At 61.9% G+C, this 16,101-nt stretch carries 15 protein-coding genes and 1 pseudogene; 7 read left to right on the top strand and 9 right to left on the bottom strand.

Features of this window, described 5'->3' with window-relative positions; translation table 11 throughout:
• Nucleotides 1–54: 54 nt before the first annotated feature.
• From ABR948_RS10905 to ABR948_RS10925, 5 genes are all read right to left on the bottom strand, one after another.
• On the bottom strand, nt 55–1,014 hold the full coding sequence (locus tag ABR948_RS10905) for an amidohydrolase family protein (protein WP_428117042.1): 960 nt from the start codon (nt 1,012–1,014) through the stop codon (nt 55–57).
• Between the two features lie 31 nt (nt 1,015–1,045).
• The gene (locus ABR948_RS10910; protein WP_428117045.1) at nt 1,046–2,374 is read right to left on the bottom strand and encodes an MFS transporter; all 1,329 of its coding nucleotides are present in this window, start codon (nt 2,372–2,374) and stop codon (nt 1,046–1,048) included.
• Between the two features lie 102 nt (nt 2,375–2,476).
• Nucleotides 2,477–4,423 (bottom strand): alpha/beta hydrolase domain-containing protein, encoded by a 1,947-nt coding sequence (locus tag ABR948_RS10915; protein ID WP_428117048.1) that lies wholly within the window; start codon nt 4,421–4,423, stop codon nt 2,477–2,479.
• 108 nt (nt 4,424–4,531) lie between these two features.
• Complete coding sequence (locus ABR948_RS10920) at nt 4,532–5,152, bottom strand: glutathione S-transferase family protein (protein ID WP_428117050.1); 621 nt, start codon at nt 5,150–5,152, stop codon at nt 4,532–4,534.
• Nucleotides 5,153–5,259: 107 nt separating this feature from the next.
• Entirely contained in the window at nt 5,260–5,553 is a 294-nt protein-coding gene (locus ABR948_RS10925; protein ID WP_428117053.1) for a DUF1330 domain-containing protein, read from the bottom strand.
• 129 nt (nt 5,554–5,682) lie between these two features.
• On the opposite strand from ABR948_RS10925, the gene ABR948_RS10930 reads away from it, so the two are divergent.
• Entirely contained in the window at nt 5,683–6,555 is an 873-nt protein-coding gene (locus ABR948_RS10930; protein ID WP_428117055.1) for a LysR family transcriptional regulator, read from the top strand.
• A 120-nt stretch (nt 6,556–6,675) separates the two neighbouring features.
• Nucleotides 6,676–8,538 (top strand): acetyl-CoA hydrolase/transferase C-terminal domain-containing protein, encoded by a 1,863-nt coding sequence (locus ABR948_RS10935; RefSeq protein WP_428117057.1) that lies wholly within the window; start codon nt 6,676–6,678, stop codon nt 8,536–8,538.
• Nucleotides 8,539–8,552: 14 nt separating this feature from the next.
• On the opposite strand, the gene ABR948_RS10940 is transcribed toward ABR948_RS10935, so the two are convergent.
• Both ABR948_RS10940 and ABR948_RS10945 read right to left on the bottom strand, forming a co-directional pair.
• The gene (locus ABR948_RS10940) at nt 8,553–9,332 is read right to left on the bottom strand and encodes an enoyl-CoA hydratase (protein ID WP_428117060.1); all 780 of its coding nucleotides are present in this window, start codon (nt 9,330–9,332) and stop codon (nt 8,553–8,555) included.
• Nucleotides 9,333–9,436: 104 nt separating this feature from the next.
• Nucleotides 9,437–10,087 carry a hypothetical protein gene (locus tag ABR948_RS10945; protein ID WP_428117062.1) on the bottom strand — a complete coding sequence of 217 codons (651 nt, stop codon included), beginning with the start codon at nt 10,085–10,087 and terminating at the stop codon, nt 9,437–9,439.
• A 353-nt stretch (nt 10,088–10,440) separates the two neighbouring features.
• Between ABR948_RS10945 and ABR948_RS10950 the strand changes: the two genes are divergently transcribed.
• Both ABR948_RS10950 and ABR948_RS10955 read left to right on the top strand, forming a co-directional pair.
• Nucleotides 10,441–10,986 carry a sigma-70 family RNA polymerase sigma factor gene (locus ABR948_RS10950; protein ID WP_428117065.1) on the top strand — a complete coding sequence of 182 codons (546 nt, stop codon included), beginning with the start codon at nt 10,441–10,443 and terminating at the stop codon, nt 10,984–10,986.
• Nucleotides 10,987–10,988: 2 nt separating this feature from the next.
• On the top strand, nt 10,989–11,627 hold the full coding sequence (locus tag ABR948_RS10955; protein WP_428117067.1) for an NrsF family protein: 639 nt from the start codon (nt 10,989–10,991) through the stop codon (nt 11,625–11,627).
• A 27-nt stretch (nt 11,628–11,654) separates the two neighbouring features.
• On the opposite strand, the gene ABR948_RS10960 is transcribed toward ABR948_RS10955, so the two are convergent.
• On the bottom strand, nt 11,655–12,764 hold the full coding sequence (locus tag ABR948_RS10960; protein WP_428117070.1) for a DUF2336 domain-containing protein: 1,110 nt from the start codon (nt 12,762–12,764) through the stop codon (nt 11,655–11,657).
• A 68-nt stretch (nt 12,765–12,832) separates the two neighbouring features.
• Nucleotides 12,833–13,984, bottom strand: coding sequence for a GGDEF domain-containing protein (locus tag ABR948_RS10965; protein WP_428117072.1), 1,152 nt, complete (start codon nt 13,982–13,984; stop codon nt 12,833–12,835).
• Between the two features lie 447 nt (nt 13,985–14,431).
• Between ABR948_RS10965 and ABR948_RS10970 the strand changes: the two genes are divergently transcribed.
• From ABR948_RS10970 to ABR948_RS10980, 3 genes and pseudogenes are all read left to right on the top strand, one after another.
• Nucleotides 14,432–15,001, top strand: coding sequence for a sigma-70 family RNA polymerase sigma factor (locus ABR948_RS10970; protein WP_428117074.1), 570 nt, complete (start codon nt 14,432–14,434; stop codon nt 14,999–15,001).
• A complete protein-coding gene (locus ABR948_RS10975) occupies nt 14,998–15,702 on the top strand; it encodes a hypothetical protein (protein WP_428117076.1) in 705 nt (234 codons plus the stop codon). Before ABR948_RS10970 ends, ABR948_RS10975 begins: the two co-directional genes overlap by 4 nt.
• Before the next feature lie 43 nt (nt 15,703–15,745).
• Nucleotides 15,746–16,101: pseudogene (locus ABR948_RS10980) on the top strand (hypothetical protein); the annotation flags it as partial.

Raw genomic sequence — 16,101 nt, forward strand, 5'->3', positions numbered from 1 at the left:
GATTTCGCACGCCGGGCGAGACGCCGCGGCGTGCGACTTTGAGCAAACCGGCTCTCAGAAGCCGTACAGCTTCACCGGATTGTCGACCAGGATCTTTTTGCGGATCGCCGCGTCCGGCGCCCATACCGGAAGCTGATTGAGCAGGCGGCCGTCGTCGATCTGATAGAGCGGCGTCAGCTCGGTCGCAGGCTTTCCCGATGACGAATTCGGATGCGGCCAATCCGAGCCCCAGATAATGCGGTCGGAGTTCGCCGCGATCAACGCGCGGGCCAGCGGGGCGGCGTCGGGGTAGTCGGGCGCGAGTTTCGAGGCGCGGTAGGCGCCAGAGATTTTCACATAGGCCTTGCCCGATTTCACCAGCTCCAGCAAATCCGAAAAACCCGGCTGTTCCAGACCGAGGTCGGCCTGCGCGCCACCGAAATGGTCGAACACTATGGGCATCGGCGCGGCGGCGATGAGATCCTTGGTCGCTGCGACCACCGGCATGTCGGCATACACCTGGATATGCCAGCCGCGCGACTTCATGCGCTCGATCGCATTCTGAAGGCGCGTGCGTCCGATGTTGGGATCGCTGACGCCGCTGGTGGCCAGATTAATCCGGATGCCGCGGATACCGGCCTGTCCCAGCGCATCAAGCTCGCTCTCCGTCGTCTTGTCGTCGATCACGGCAACGCCGCGTGCGTCGTTGCCGCGCGCCTTGATGCCAAATAAGGTCGCCGAATTATCCGGGCCATAGACGCTCGGGGTCACGATCACCACGCGCTGGATGTGCAGCGCCTTGTGCAGTGCCGCCATCTCTTCGGGGGAGGCCGGTTCCGGGGTGTAGACGCGTCCGGCGAAGAACGGGAATTTCGCGGGGTCGCCATGAATGTGCGTGTGGGTGTCGACCGCGCCGGCCGGAACGTCAAAGTTTACAGGCGTCGAAGGCTGTGACGCTTTGGCAAGAACGGTTCGGCTGGGCATGGTTACTCCGGCAGCAATTGAGGCGAGCAGAAGATGGCGTCTGTTGAGCATGAGTCGTCTCCCTTTTTATTCTTGTTGATTTCTACTCGGCGGCGGCCGCCGCATTGGCGCGTAATATGGCCGCCGGGTCGCCCGCCGCGCGCGCGGCAAAGTAGGTGATCACGGCACACATCAGCGAGCAGGCGGCGAGGAAATACAGGCCTGCTTCGAACTTGCCGGTGGAATCCTTGATCCAGCCGACGATGAAGGGACCGAAATAGCCGCCAAGATTGCCGGTGGCATTGATCATCGCGATCGCGCCGGCTGCCGCCGTGCCGGTTAGGAACAGCGACGGCATCGGCCAGAAAGCGGCACGCGAGCCGTAGATGCCGACGGTGGCGGCCGACATCCCGAGCAACGCCCAATAGGACGCGCCCGACCACGCGGCGAAAGCCAGACCGACGGCACCGACGGTCGAGGCCGTGATCAGATGCCAGCGGCGCTCCTTGTTGCGGTCGGACGACCAGCCCCATGCGATCAGGCCGATGGTGCCGATGATGTAGGGTATCGACGACACCAGGCCGGTCATCATGTTGGTTAGGCCGATACCCTTGATGATCTGCGGCATGAAGAAGACGATGCCGTAATTCGCGGTCACGCTCATGAGATAGATCGCCGACAGCGCGAGCACGCGGGGGTCGGCCAGCGCCCGCAGCAGTGTCAGGCGGCCGGCGCTTTCGACCTGGCGATTTTCGCCGTCGATCCGCGCTTGCAGCCAGGTTTTTTCTTCCGTGCTGAGCCAGTCGGCGCGCCCTGGCCGGTCCGTCATGACCCTGAGCACGACGAGGCCCAGCAGCACGGCCGGTATCGCTTCGATCACGAAAATCCACTGCCAGCCTTTGATGCCGAGCAGGCCGTCCATTTCGAGAATGGCGCCGGAAGCGATGGACGCGGCGGCGTTGGCGACCGGTTGGGCGATAAACAGGGTCGAGATCACCCGGCCGCGATATTCGGAGGGAAACCAGTACGTGAAATACAGGATCATGCCGGGGAAGAATCCGGCTTCCGCAGCCCCGAGCAGGAAACGGATGACCAGGAAACTGGTGGTTCCCGTCACGAAGGCGGTAAGCCCGGAAATGATGCCCCAGGTGATCATGATCCGCGCGATCCAGATCCGCGCGCCGACCTTTTCCAGAGCCAGATTGCTTGGAATTTCAAACAGGAAATAGCCAAAGAAGAAGATTCCGGCGCCCCAGCCATAGATATAGGCGCTGAAAGCGAGATCCTTGTTCATGGTCAGCGAGGCGAAGGAAATATTGCTACGGTCGATGTAGGAGATGCAGTAGGCCAGGGCGACCAGAGGCAGCAGCCGCCAGGATACTTTTGCGATCGTCCGGCGTTCGATCGTTGGCAAATCCTGCGGCGTGGCCATGAGTTTCTTCCCGAAGTCCCCTGCGGCGCGTTTTGGTCCACGCCTGTCGTTGGTCTCTAGCGTGAACTTTTCCGAACCCGCCCGCAAGCCGGATTCGACGCGCTAGTTGACATCAGGAATAAACAACTTCGTGTCTTCCTCCAGCAGCAGCCGGTCCCTTACCAGTTGTCGCGCGGCTTTCGCAATCGCCGCGGCGCGGTCGCCTTCATCAGGGTAACGCTCCGCCATCGACAGCCGTGGATCGTTGTTTTTGAGCCGCTCCTCGCGCGTCGCCGCGAACGCAATCATGGAGCCGTTGTTGTCACACAATTCGCCCTCGCCAAAACCCGCCTTGCGCAGGTTCCAGCCGGTGTGGGTCGCCGCCGGTGCCTCCAGCGTCGGCAGATGCACCCCGGCGATGTCGCGGCCGTCGGCATCGGTCTTCGGCACGAATACCGGATAGGCCGCGCCTTTGGACGGCGGCATCGCGTCGGACTTGATGACGGTGGGCCGCGCCATGCGGCTGGTGTAGGCAAATCCCGGGATCCGGGGGAAGCCGACATCATCCGCTACGGGCGATACCAGTGTCCCGTCGCTACGGCTGGGATATCGGCTGGCCGGCGGCAATTTACCGTTGCTGATCCAGTCATCCAGCGCCACCAGCAACGCCCGCACCGGCGGACCGGCATTCAGCGGATTGGTCGGGAAGGCGCAGACCTTCACCATTTCCGGCTTGGCGTTGGCCAGTGAAAAATGCTGCAGGTTCGAGATCAGAAACAGCCTGATATTGTCGGGCATCGCGAGCGCATTGCCCTGCGTGTCCGTCACCACCAGCGAGGCGCGCTGCTGGTAGAATTCGAGTTCGCTGTCGGACTTGATGATTTTGGGGCAATTGCCGGCGGCAAGGCAGCGCGCCAGAAAGCCGTCGCTCTTTCCGGTCAGCGTGTCCGTGATGACGGGATAGGTGAAGGGAAAATCGGCGCCGGGATAGAGCATGTCCGCATGCTGATAGGGCGAGCGGCCGGGCTGGCTGAAGCGGTAATTGGTAAATGTCTTTTTGCCACCGGAGATATGCGGCATCAATCCTTCAAAGACGGTGCGGCCGGCTTCGTCGGCATTGAAGCCGAGATAGAGATAGTCGTGCAGATAACGCCCGCTTTGCGAAAGACCGAACCCGATGGCGCGGTCGATTCGGCCAGCGAGGGGATTGGCGGTCCCTGTTGCGTCGGCGGTGTCGTTACGCAGGAACGAAACCACATCGCGGGTCGCGGCAAAGCCGAGGCCCATCACCTTGGGATCCTTGGCGGTGTAGATGAATTCGTAGATCGCGCCGGCGTCGAAGCCATCGGGCCGCTTGATCGAGATTTTGGCCGGTCCCTCGAATTTGACTTCGAGGCCGGCCGGCGTCGCGCGCGGATCGGCCTCGCGCTGGCGCACACTGAGCCTGGTATGCGCCGGATCGAGGTCGGCCGCGGGATAGCTCAGCGTCGCGCCAGCGGGATTGTCGGTATGGTCGAAAATGAAATCCTCGCGCGCGAGGCCGGTGACATCAGGCACGATCGGTGGCGAGAACGTCATCCGCCCTGCGCCCGGCAGGACGTCGCCTTGCCATCCGCTCCACACCAATGTGTAGCCGCGATTCATCAGGAAGCCGTTGCCGGCGTCGGTGGCTTTCGCAAGATCGTTGACGACTGCCGGAATGTCGTTGAACAGCGCGAATCCAAGTTTGCCGCCGCGATTGAGCACTTCGTAGAACAGGCGGCGGTTGCCGTTGGCGGCAACGGTCGGACGTAAAATCTCCACGTCGGTGACGGCCTCGACCATACCCTGCGCGTTGCGCGGCGCGCGGTCGAGATCGACAATGATCTTGTTGCGCGGATCGTCCGGCGAAACCGCGATGGTCGCGTGGGCGACGATCCGGTCGTAGGTGCCGACCGGGCCGAAGCTTCGTCCCTCGAACGCCGGCGATTCCACCCGAACAATTTCGAATTTGACGACCTTGGCGGCGCAGGGGTTAGCGAGACTGAAAATACCCGCGGTCAAAACGATAGCGCTCAGCCAATGCCGCATGGCGTCTTCCCCGATGTGTGATCCCGGCGTTGCGCCACGGTCTTGAGCGGGAGATTATAGCGTGAACTGCCGGACGGGAAGGGCCAGACGGGAAGGGCGATGTACGGCTCAGGCCAGTTCTTCCGCGATAGCCTTGCGAACCGCGGCCCTCTCGGACATTCGGTTGCGGTGATCGCTCACTTTGGGAAATCGCGAGGGATCAACACCGTCCTTCTCCATCCACTGCGCCAGAGTGAACAGATAGGGGTCGCAGATCGTATAGATATCGCCCATTACCCACGGCCCCCGCAGCATTTTACGCTCGATCAACTCGAAACAGGCCCCGACGGTTTCCGGCACCTTGCGTTGCATCGCAGCTATTGCTGCGGGATCATCGACCCAGCGATGTCCGCGCATGCGATGGGCATGGGCCACATGAACGGTCGAGCACAGATAGCTGTTGAAGGCCTGCACCTCGGCAAACCGGAAGGGATCCTCCAGCGGCGCCAGCCGCGCCTGTGGAAAGCTCTGGGCGATGAAGGCGAGCGTCGCGGGCGTTTCCGTCAGTATTCCCTGCTCGGTGACCATCGCGGGAACGCGCCCCTTGGGATTGATGGCGAGATATTCCGGCTTGCGCTGCTCCTCGTCGGCGAAGCTGATCCGCACGGCCGAGTATTCGGCGCCGGCCTCCTCCAGGGCGATGTGCGATGCCAGCGCGCAGGTGTGAGCCGCGTAATATAACCTGATCATCGTGATCTTCCCTCAAGTGATGGACGCTGCCGCAGATCTGCGAATGTAAAGTCCTGCGATTGTAAACCAGTCCCGGGAATTGCGCCACGCGCTCATTCCAAAGCGGTTCAATCGGCAGTGCCGTCGATGATAATGAAGTCGGCATCGGCATATTTCTGGCGAATAGTCCTCGCGTGCTGGTATTCCGCGCTCTGATAGCAGGCAGAGGCCGTCGAGCGGTCCTCGAATTCGACCACGACGTTCCGCTCGCGGGCGTGCCCTTCCATCGCTTGATACGCGCCACCGCGCACGATGAATTTTGCCCCGAATTTCTGAAACGCAGGCGCTGCCGCGGCAAGATATTCGGGATATCTTTGTTCGTCCCGGACCAAGACGCGCACGATCCAATAGGCTTTCGGCAATGTCGTTCTCCTTCGTCTTTTCCAGGCGATGGTTGAACCGTTGCGCCATGCCGCGGTCTTTACGCAAGATCTTAAATCACATAAAATGAATAATTATGATTTTTTTGATCTCGTGGAGAGATGATAAAAATGGATCTGTCCGACCTGCTGATCTTCAGCGCCGTCGTCCGTGAAGGCAGCGTGACCCGCGCGGCCGAGCGGCTGAACCGCGTTCAGTCCAATGTCACGACCCGAATCCGACAACTCGAGGAGGATTTGTCTGTCGCGCTCTTCATTCGCGAGGGCAAACGGCTGCACCTCGCGCCCGCCGGTCAGGTGCTTCTCGCCTATGCGGATCGTCTTCTCGTGCTTGCCGATGAAGCGCGCGAAGCGGTCCAGGACCCGAAGCCGCGCGGGACCTTCCGGATTGGTTCGATGGAGAGTACGGCGGCCGTCAGGCTGCCGGGGCTGCTCAGCGAATTTCACCGGCGGTATCCGGGCGTGACTCTGGAACTGCGTACCGGCAACCCGCAGGTTCTGGGGAGCGCGATCCTGGCCGGTGATCTCGATGCAGCGCTGGTCGCCGAGCCGATTGCGGACGCGCCATTCGAGAAGACGTTCGCCTTCGATGAAGAACTCGTGATCGTTGCGCCCGCCAATCATCCGCCGATCGGCAAGAAAGGCAATCTGCCGCGAACCGTTCTGGTGTTCGAACACGGCTGTCCGCACCGGAAACGTCTGGAAGACTGGTATGCGAGCCGTCACCAGATGCCGGAGCGCACCATCGAGTTAGCGTCCTATCACGCCATCCTCGGCTGCGTCGTCGCCGGGATGGGAGTATCAATGATCCCAAAGAGCGTTCTGACGACATTTCCGGAGCGAAGGCGCCTGAGCACCCATCAGCTTGGACCGACAGAGAACTGTGCGCAGACCGTGCTGATCTGGCGCAAGGGAGCGGGCTCGGCGAATGTGAGGGCCCTCGGAGAAATACTGCGAGGCAAGGCGACGACGGCGTATCGCTGAGTTCGGATCTCATCATAATTTCAGATAACGAGCTTGTAAGTGTATTAGCTTCAGCCCGTGACGCGCGATTCTTTGGGGCCGCCGGCTGTCCTAAGTTCGTGTCGCCTGGATGGAATGCATATGCCGAAACAGTTCACCGACCCCGAGGCGATTGCGGAGGACATCATCCGCGATGTCGGGACCAATCTCGTGGTCGGGTTGCCGCTTGGGCTCGGCAAGGCCAACCACATCGTCAACGCGCTTTACGCGCGCGCCGCGGCCGACCGCGCCATCAATCTCACGTTGTTTTCCGCGCTGACGCTGGAAAAGCCGAGGCCGTCGAACCTGCTCGAGCGGCGCTTCATCGCCCCCGTGATCGAGCGATTGTTCGGCGGTTATCCCGATCTGACCTATGCCGACGCGCTGCGTGCGGGTGCGCTGCCGCCCAACGTAAAAGTGATCGAGTTTTTCTTTCTGGCGGGAAGATGGCTGCACGTGCCGTTCGCGCAGCAGCATTATATCTCCGCCAATTATACCCATGCTTCGTCTTATCTGCTGGCCCGCGGGCTCAATGTCGTCACCCAGCTGGTGGCCAGGCGCGTTGTCGACGGCATCACGCGCTACAGCCTGAGCTGCAACACCGACACCACGCTCGATATCCTGCGCGCCCGCACTGAGGGCCGCGCATCGTTCAGACTGGTCGGCGAGGTCAATTCCGAATTGCCGTTCATGCCGGGCGCCGGCGATCTGCCCGCCGGGGAATTCAGTGCGGTGCTGGACAGTCCCGCGACCGAGTTTCCGCTGTTCGCGCCGCCGTCCGAACCGATCACCGACACCAAATACGCCATCGGTCTTCACGCCGCGGGCCTGGTGCGTGACGGTGGCACGCTGCAGATCGGCATCGGGCAGATCGGCGATGCGCTGGCGCAGGGCCTGATCGTTCGCCACCGCGATACCGCGCAATTTCAAGCGACCATCCAGCGGCTGACGCCAGCAGCCGAACAATTCTTTGCCCTGGAAACCGGACCGTTCGAAATGGGTCTCTACGGCGTCAGTGAGATGCTGTTCGAGGCGTTTTTAGGCCTGATCGACGCCGGCATTCTCAAGCGCGAAGTCGATGGCGTGGTGCTGCACGGCGCATTTTTTCTGGGGCCGAAATCATTTTATCGCGCGCTGCGCGACATGACGCCCGAGCAGATCGCGCGAATCCAGATGATGCCGGTATCCTTCACCAACGAGCTCTATGGCGAAGAGGACTTGAAGCGGCGCGCCCGTGTCGATGCCCGCTTCGTGAACAACGCGATGATGGCGACCCTGATGGGGGCGGTGATTTCCGACGGCCTGGAAGACGGACAGGTCGTGAGTGGCGTCGGCGGTCAGTATAATTTCGTGGCCCAAGCGTTTGCGTTGCAGGGCGCGCGTTCAATTCTCACGGTCGAGGCGACGCGGCAAGCGGGCGCCAAAATCCAATCGAACATTCGCTGGAGTTATGGCCACGAGACCATTCCACGGCATCTTCGCGATGTCGTCGTCACCGAATATGGCGTCGCCGATATCAGGGGAAAATCGGACGCCGATGTGATCGCGGCGATGTTGCAGGTCACGGATTCGCGGTTTCAGGGCGAGCTCGCGCGACAAGCCAAGGATGCCGGCAAGCTTTCGAAAAACTTTGAAATTCCGGCCGCGTATCGCGAAAATCATCCGGACCGGATTGCCGGCGCACTAAAGCCCGCCCGCGAGGCCGGTCTGTTGCCGTCGTTTCCATTCGGCAGCGACTTCACCGGTGCCGAGCAGCGGCTGATCCCGGCTTTGCAATTGCTGCAGGATGCGCAGAGATCACCGCGGCGCCTGCCTGGATTGTTGTGGCAAGGTTTGACGCGCAGCCCGGACGCGGCCGACCGGGAATGCCTGGCACGACTCGGTCTCGACCGGCCCGCGACATTTTCCGAACGCGCCTACCGGGCGCTGGTGAGCGCGGCGTTGGCGAGGAGCCGTACCGGGTAATGTGATCTCGCGCCTTAGCGGTTCTTGTTCACCGGCTTGCGCTTTTCGATGAACGCCGCCATGCCTTCGGAGCGATCTTCCAGCGCGAAGGTCGCGTGAAACAGGTCGCGTTCGACATTGAGGCCTTCGGACAGCGGCGTTTCGAACGCGCGGTTGATGGCGCTCTTGGCCATCTCGGCCGCGGGGCGCGACATCGAGGCGATTTTCGCCGCGATCGCCAACGCTTCGTCCATCAATTTTTCGGCAGGCACGATGCGGCTGACGATACCCGCGCGCTCCGCCTCGGCGGCATCCATCATTCGCCCGGTGAGACACAGATCCATCGCCTTGGATTTGCCGATCGCCCGCGTCAGCCGCTGGGTTCCGCCGATCCCGGGAATGGTGCCGAGCGTGATTTCGGGCTGACCGAATTTCGCCGTGTCGGCGGCGATGATGATGTCGCACATCATCGCCAGTTCGCAGCCGCCGCCGAGTGCATAGCCGCTGACGGCGGCGATGGTCGGCTTGCGGCAGGTGGCGACCCGGTTGCCGCCAATGGCGATGAAATCGCTGGAAAACATCTCGATGAAGGTTTTTGGCTGCATTTCCTTGATGTCGGCGCCCGCGGCGAACGCCTTTTCGCTGCCAGCCAGCAGGATACATCCGACGGCGTCGTCAGCTTCGAGGCTGTCGACGGCTGCGGCGATTTCACGAAACACGCCGAAAGACAGCGCATTGAGCATCTTCGGGCGGTTGAGCGTGATGATGCCGACCGCGCCTTTGCTTTCGACAATGATGTGTTCAAACGTGCTCATGGTCCACCCCTCGCTTTAATTCCGCGGCCAATGTGCCCGCTGGAGGGATGGGCTTCAAGTGGGGCCGAGACCCCCCGGGCACCGCAGCGCCCGGGGCACGCGCTCTACGCCATGAACATGCGCAGGGCGGAGGCCATCGTCAGCAGGGCGCCGAAGCCGATGAAGATCTTTCCGATCAGGGAGGTCTGGTCCCAGGTCGAGCCTTCATTGCTATTGCTGCTGGCCATCATGGGCGCGGCGGGTGTGTCGGCAGAAGCCATCGCCGCCAGGACAGTTGCGGGTGGGTTGCCTTCGTGCAGCGCGCGATCGACATCGTTGAGCTGATCGGCGGCGACTACCTGGGTGGTGGTCTGGGCATCAGCCGGATTGGCCGGCGCCTGCAGAATATCGCTGGCCCGCGCGGACATCGCCTTGGCGTTGCCGCCCGGCACGTCGGAGGCCATTTGCGCGTTGGCGTTGGCCACCACAGGCGGGATCGCGGATGAATTGTCGCCGTTATCGGCCGCGACGTCGGTTGCCGTATCTTTTTTATCGGAGGATTTCAGTGCCAGCTTGCTGGACTTGCGATGCGCGTAGCTTTTTCCGTGGCGCGCGCTGTGCTTGGTGTATTTGCTGAGCGCAACGGGGGCCGCATTTTCCGGCTTCGGACTTGCGGTCGTATTGTCCGTGCCCGCGGCTTGCGACGGTCCCGCGAAGCACACAAAAAGCCCTGTTGCTAGTATCAACGCCGAGCGCCCACAGGCTTTGATCATCATTTGGCAATCTCCCCATTTGCCAGCCCCCGAAATCAAATGAGACCTCAGGGCGTGTCCACAGCGGGGCAGAAAAAGGGAATCTTCGGGCTAGACCGGGCGAAAACGGGGCAACGGCATCGCGCCGGGCTCGCCGTTCGCGCGGGCTCCTTCACGAAATCGCCGGGGTATCATGGGGCGGGTGTCAGCCGGAGCGATCGGTGTTATGAGCCTTGCGGAGAAAAATCTGCTGTTGCGATTCCCAATCGAGGCGCGCCATCCAATGCTTCCGGAAAACAATGGATCACGACTTCGTGATCGACGCCTGCTGGCGTAACAAATTGAAAGATCGACCGAATTGAAATGTGGGAGCGCGTGTGCGCGAAACTGAAGACGAATGGACCGGCCTGATGCGGCTGGCCATTTCAGGGGATAGTGCGGCGTACCATCGTCTGCTCAAGGCCGTCACGCCGGTGTTGAGGGCCGGGGCGCGGCGTGGGCTGGCCCGGGCCGGGCAACCGGTCGATCAATCCGAGGACGTCGTGCAGGACATTTTATTGGCGGTGCATCTGAAACGACATACCTGGGACGCGGACGCGCCGTTCGCGCCGTGGCTGTTTGCGATTGCCCGCAACAAACTGATCGATGCGCTGCGCCGCCGCGGCCGCCGGGTCTTCGTCAATATCGACGATTTTGCCGAAACGATCCCGAGCGAGCCCGCCGCCGAGACCGCGCCGGCGAGCGAGATCTCGGCCCAGCTCCAGTCCCTTCCGGCACGCCAGCGCGACGTGTTGCAGTCGATCGCGGTCGACAGTGCGTCGATCAAGGATACGGCCGCGAAATTCGCGATGACCGAAGGTGCGGTGCGCGTGGCGCTGCATCGCGGGCTCGCCAGCCTCACCGCCAAACTGCGGGAGCAATGAGAATGGAAACCGAACAGCTCATCCGCACCCTCGCCGCCGATAACGCGCACCGCTCGCGCCCGGTCGGGTTGGTGCTGGCGCTGGCATTGCTATCAGCGGCGCCGGTGTCCGTGGTGATATTCTTCGCGGGACTGGGTGTGCGGCCGGACGTCATGACGGCGATGCATAACCCGTTTTTCGATATGAAGTTTGTGGTGACGCTGGCAATGGCGATTTCGGGCGTCGCCGTTAGCCTGCATTTGTCGCGGCCGGAAGCCTCGCTGAGGGGGTGGGGGTGGTTGCTGCTGATTCCAGCCGGGATTCTCGCGCTGGAGATCGGAAGCGAGATGATGATGCCACAGCGGTTGCCGATGATGACGCGTCTGATCGGCAGCAATTCGCGGACGTGCATGACGGCTATTCCGCTGATGTCGCTGCCGTTGCTGGTGGCTGCGCTGATCGGCTTGCGTAGCGGCGCGCCGGCCCGGCCTGGCGTTGCCGGCGCCATCGCCGGACTGCTGTCGGCGGGGTTGGCGGCGACGTTGTATGCTTCGCATTGTACTGACGATTCACCGCTGTTCGTGGCGACCTGGTACACGATCGCCGCCGCGCTTGTTGCTACCGTCGGCGCGCTGGTGGGATCGAGGGTGCTGCGGTTTTAATGCTGCAATTCCTCATGTCGTCCCTGCTCAGGCCGCCGATGGCGCCGTCTCCTGCATGCGGTGGAAGCGAAGCACCTGCTGCGCGGTTGAGGGCCGCAACCGTTCGTAGGTCGCCTTGCAGGCCCCAAGATCGGCCGGCTCCGTTCCCGAGAGCTCGTCGCGCATGTTGATGATCGCCTTGACGGTCGACCACGACATCCCCGAAACCTTTGCCAGGATCATGACGCCTTCGGCGCGGGTTTCCACCATCATGTTCTCCGCAACCGACACCGTCACGTTGGCAAGTGCGGCGATGGCGGCGTTGGCTTCATCGAATTTGCCGGATTCGGCAAATGTCGCGACCTGATGCTCATCGAGCCTGCCGTCTTCGTACAATGATTTGACGAGCGCATGGGCGATGGCGGTTTCCTGGGTGATGGCCGAGGGCGCGGAGCGCGCCCGCCGCGTCGCCTCCCGTACCGCGGTTGACACTTCCCCCGCCAGTGGCGGGTTGGCGGCCTCGAGCCGCGCCCGCACCGTCGCCGACGCCTTTGCAATCAGCTTCAGATAGAGATGCCGCGGAATTGTCGGACGCAGGCCGATGCAGGTCGCGAGGTCGTCGTCCCCCTCGGCGCGACTGACCAGCCGGGTGAAGCCGCGTTCGGAGAATTCGGCACCGGGATTGTTGACGGTGCTCTGGATCACCTCGTCATTGCCCCGCAGCACCAGCACATCGGTGACCGCTCCGCTCAGCACCCTGCGCGTCGAGATCGCCATCAAATGCGCCTGGCTCTTGTTGCGTGCGGTCTCGATCAGCGCGTCGTCGTCGAGCCGCTCCGATCTGGACAGCACGGGTGCGGCGACCTCGATGAGATCGTCGAGTGCCAGCGCGCGAATGGTGAGCGGCGGAGCGCGGTCGATCGGAGCCAGCCGATCGGCGAGCAGCGCCTTGGCTGAGGTCTCGATGTGATGCATCAGGCACTGGAAGACATCGTCGAACAGATCAATCTGATCGTCCGAATAATCCACCACGCCGTTGACGAAGAGGTCGGTGACGCGGCGCAGGGTTTCGACCCGGCGCGCAACGGTACCGTGCGCGAGCGTGGTCTGCAGCTCGTCAAGCAGGCTTTCGGAAGTGGCGGCGGATTTCGAACTCATGACTCTATCCTGGAGTGTTCATACTGGCCGGCGACGGTTTCTTCGTCCCGGAAACGGAATTGGTCGGATCAGGCGCTAACGATGCGGTTGCGTCCTCGTGCCTTGGCTGCATAGAGCGCGCAGTCGGCGCGCGCGAGAAATGTGTCGGCGGTTTCGTCCGGTCTCAGCGTCGTGACCCCAGCGGAAACAGTTACCTGCATGCCAGGCGAGAACGCGCTCCAGTCCAGATCGGCAATGATCGCCCGCAGCCGGTCGAGCAGGCGCATGGCGGTGTCACCGGGCGTATCGGGAAGCACCAGCAGGAATTCCTCGCCGCCGTAGCGGCCGAACCGGTCGATGTTGCGGATGTTGGCGAACACCGTAATGGCGAATGTCCTGAGCACTTCGTCGCCCGTGGGATGGCCGTAGGTATCGTTGATGCGCTTGAACCAGTCGAGATCGATCAGCGCGATTGAACATGTGGCCTTGGTGCGCTGGGTGCGGGTGATCTCGTCATCCAGCATTCGCATGATGCAGCGGCGATTGAACGAGCCGGTCAGTTCGTCGAGGGCGGCGAGTTCTTCGATACGCTTATAGGCTTCCTTGAGCTCGAGCCCGTTCTTGTAGAGCGTTTGACGCATCGTGCTGGAAAATATTCCGAGAAACATGCAGCGCCCGATGGTCAGGACGAACACCGTCATCGTGGCGAAGCGTTCCAGATAGTTCGCGTGCGGCATCGAGATCGGCTTGTCGGTCAGCAGAAACAGCCAGGCCAGGCCGAACGCCATCGCGGTCCAGACCACCGCCGTCTGCAGCGGCGTCGAGCGCAGGGAGCTGAAGTTGAACACGACGAACAGGGTGCAGAGAAACATCACGCCGACTTCGGGCGCGATGTAGGTGAAGGCCAGCATGATCGCCATGCTGGCGATGACTTGCGGCATGACGAAATAATGATCCCTGAAACGTTCGGTGAACCCGATTTCCGAGAGCAAGATGTAGCCGGCGACGCTGATCAGGCCACAGATGGCGAATGCCGGGCCGATCGTCGCCGGTATCGTGCCGGCGTGGGCATAGACCAAAAGCAAGAGGGCATCGACGACATAGCTGATGCCGATCATTCCCTGGACCTGACGGCGCTGTCTCGCGCGGCGCGAAAGCGCCTCCGCCGTCGGTTTGGTGGGACCTACGCCTTCCAGTTCGTCCGCAATTGGATTCAGGAAAGGCGACGCAGCGGTGCCCATGATCTCGCCATCGGTGGAACAATGTCGAAAAATCTACGAGGCAAAGCCTTTAGGTTTGGTATCTTTCGCAGTTGAATCTGGTCCGTCCGGAGCCGCCTTTGCCGTTGTTTTACGGACGAAATTGGCCGGATCCGGGTAGGGTGACGCGATGAGCCGACTCCGCCGGAGCCGCAGGCGGACGGATCATCCGGCGCTGGTTTGTACGCCAAGCCTTGGTAAGGTCAGGTTGGATGGTCTGCACCGGGTGACCGGGCGAAGAGAGTGCCTCTGTATTATGATACCGATGATTTGGTTTTGGTCGCCCTTGCGTCCTCAGCGGTTGTTAAGCGAGGGTTTTCTGTGCGGTAGATCACAGATCGAGGCGCGTACTTGCTATAATTTGAAGAATCTTGCCTTTCCGATCGAACCACCCGCCAACCCAATCCGACCAACCTTGCGAGACGGCCATTGAGTGCGACACAGGCGGCTTCGGACGACGTCCTGATCGCTCGGATCGCTCAAGGCGACCGCCTCGCCATGCAGGTGCTGTACGGAAGGCACCATGTCAGGGTGTTTCGCTTCGGGCTTCGGGTCGTGCGAGACGAGCAAGTTGCGGAAGACCTCATCAGCGAGGTTTTCCTCGATGTGTGGCGCCAGGCTGGCAAATTCGAGGGCCGATCCGCCGTTTCCACCTGGCTGCTGGCAATTACGCGATTCAAGGCTCTGTCGGCGCTGCGCCGCAGGAAGGACCTTGAATTGGATGATGAGGCCGCCAACGCGATCGAGGATTCGTCCGATGATCCGGAAGTGGCGGTACAGAAGAAGGATACCAGTAACGCGTTGCGCAAGTGCCTGACCGCGCTTTCGCCGGAGCATCGGGAGATCGTCGATCTCGTCTACTACCACGAGAAGTCGGTGGAAGAGGTGGCTGAAATCGTCGGCATACCGGAGAACACCGTGAAGACGCGCTTGTTTTATGCGCGCAAGAAATTAGCCGAACTGCTGAAGGCAGCCGGCGTGGAGCGAGGTTGGCCATGATGGCGACAAGCAAAAAAATACTGGAGCAAGAGCCCAGTGAAATCGAAATGCTGTTGCCATGGCATGCGGCCGGCACGCTGAATGCGCGCGATGCGCGCCGCGTCGAGGAAGCGCTCGCCCGCGATCCCGAACTCGCCAAGCAATACGCGGTCATCCGGGAAGAATACGCCGAGACCATTCATCTCAACGAGAGCCTCGGTGCGCCATCCGCGCGTGCGATGCAGAAGCTGTTCGCGGCAATCGACGGAGAGCCGGCGCGCCGGCCATCGGGGGCGGCCGGAATGTCGATTTCCGCGCGTATCACCGGTTTTTTTTCTAGCCTGTCACCCCGGACGCTGGCCTGGTCGGCCGGCCTCGGCGCATTGGCGTTGCTGGTGCAGGCCGGCTTGATCGGCGCGGTGTTGATGCAAGGCCAGCCTGCCTCGTTCCAGACCGCTTCGTTGAGCACCAACGAGCCCATTACGCGTGCATTGGGGCCGCAAGCGCCGCCACGGGCGCTGGTGCGGTTCGCCCCGGACGCGCGCGTCGCCGACATCACGGCACTGCTCGACAACTATCACGCCTCGATCGTCGACGGCGCCAAAGGCGGCCTGTTCAGGCTGCAATTCGGCAGCAATGCGATGTCGAAGGATGAAATGGCCGCCTTGATGAGCAAGCTGCAAAACGAGAAGATTGTCAGCCTCGCCGTGGCGACGCCTTGATCCCGCGCAACGCCTTCTTGATGCGGCGTGAACCCGAGGTCTCATGATTCACGATTATGCCAGTTGGCGGATTAGGATGCGGCGTGCGATCCCGGCCTTGATCGCCGCGCTATTGTCGTTCGCGTATTTTAGCGGCCCTGCGGTCGAGGCGCAGACCGCGATGCGCTCGCCTACCATCAACATCCCATCACGTACTCCGAGCATAAACGCAACGGTGCTCTCATCACGCAATCCGGGCATCAAGACTCAGAGCGTAACCGCAAGGGTGGTGGCACCGCGGATCAACCCGAACATTGCCGGCCAGGTAGATATCGGAAGCAGCCGGACCATAGCCATCCGCTCGGCCTGCACCGCTGCCGAACGCGACAGTGGCGAATGTTCGGGCCAGGCGGCTAATTC

It is taken from the genome of Bradyrhizobium sp., assembly GCF_050014615.1.
In the GTDB taxonomy this organism is placed as follows: domain Bacteria; phylum Pseudomonadota; class Alphaproteobacteria; order Rhizobiales; family Xanthobacteraceae; genus Bradyrhizobium.

Excerpts from the sequence above, each read along its gene's own strand:
- ABR948_RS10905 (WP_428117042.1), bottom strand. The coding sequence starts at position 1,014 with ATGCTCAACAGACGCCATCTTCTGCTCGCCTCAATTGCTGCCGGAGTA.
- ABR948_RS10910 (WP_428117045.1), bottom strand. The coding sequence starts at position 2,374 with ATGGCCACGCCGCAGGATTTGCCAACGATCGAACGCCGGACGATCGCA.
- ABR948_RS10915 (WP_428117048.1), bottom strand. The coding sequence starts at position 4,423 with ATGCGGCATTGGCTGAGCGCTATCGTTTTGACCGCGGGTATTTTCAGT.
- ABR948_RS10920 (WP_428117050.1), bottom strand. The coding sequence starts at position 5,152 with ATGATCAGGTTATATTACGCGGCTCACACCTGCGCGCTGGCATCGCAC.
- ABR948_RS10930 (WP_428117055.1), top strand. The coding sequence starts at position 5,683 with ATGGATCTGTCCGACCTGCTGATCTTCAGCGCCGTCGTCCGTGAAGGC.
- ABR948_RS10935 (WP_428117057.1), top strand. The coding sequence starts at position 6,676 with ATGCCGAAACAGTTCACCGACCCCGAGGCGATTGCGGAGGACATCATC.
- ABR948_RS10940 (WP_428117060.1), bottom strand. The coding sequence starts at position 9,332 with ATGAGCACGTTTGAACACATCATTGTCGAAAGCAAAGGCGCGGTCGGC.
- ABR948_RS10945 (WP_428117062.1), bottom strand. The coding sequence starts at position 10,087 with ATGATGATCAAAGCCTGTGGGCGCTCGGCGTTGATACTAGCAACAGGG.
- ABR948_RS10955 (WP_428117067.1), top strand. The coding sequence starts at position 10,989 with ATGGAAACCGAACAGCTCATCCGCACCCTCGCCGCCGATAACGCGCAC.
- ABR948_RS10960 (WP_428117070.1), bottom strand. The coding sequence starts at position 12,764 with ATGAGTTCGAAATCCGCCGCCACTTCCGAAAGCCTGCTTGACGAGCTG.
- ABR948_RS10965 (WP_428117072.1), bottom strand. The coding sequence starts at position 13,984 with ATGGGCACCGCTGCGTCGCCTTTCCTGAATCCAATTGCGGACGAACTG.
- ABR948_RS10975 (WP_428117076.1), top strand. The coding sequence starts at position 14,998 with ATGATGGCGACAAGCAAAAAAATACTGGAGCAAGAGCCCAGTGAAATC.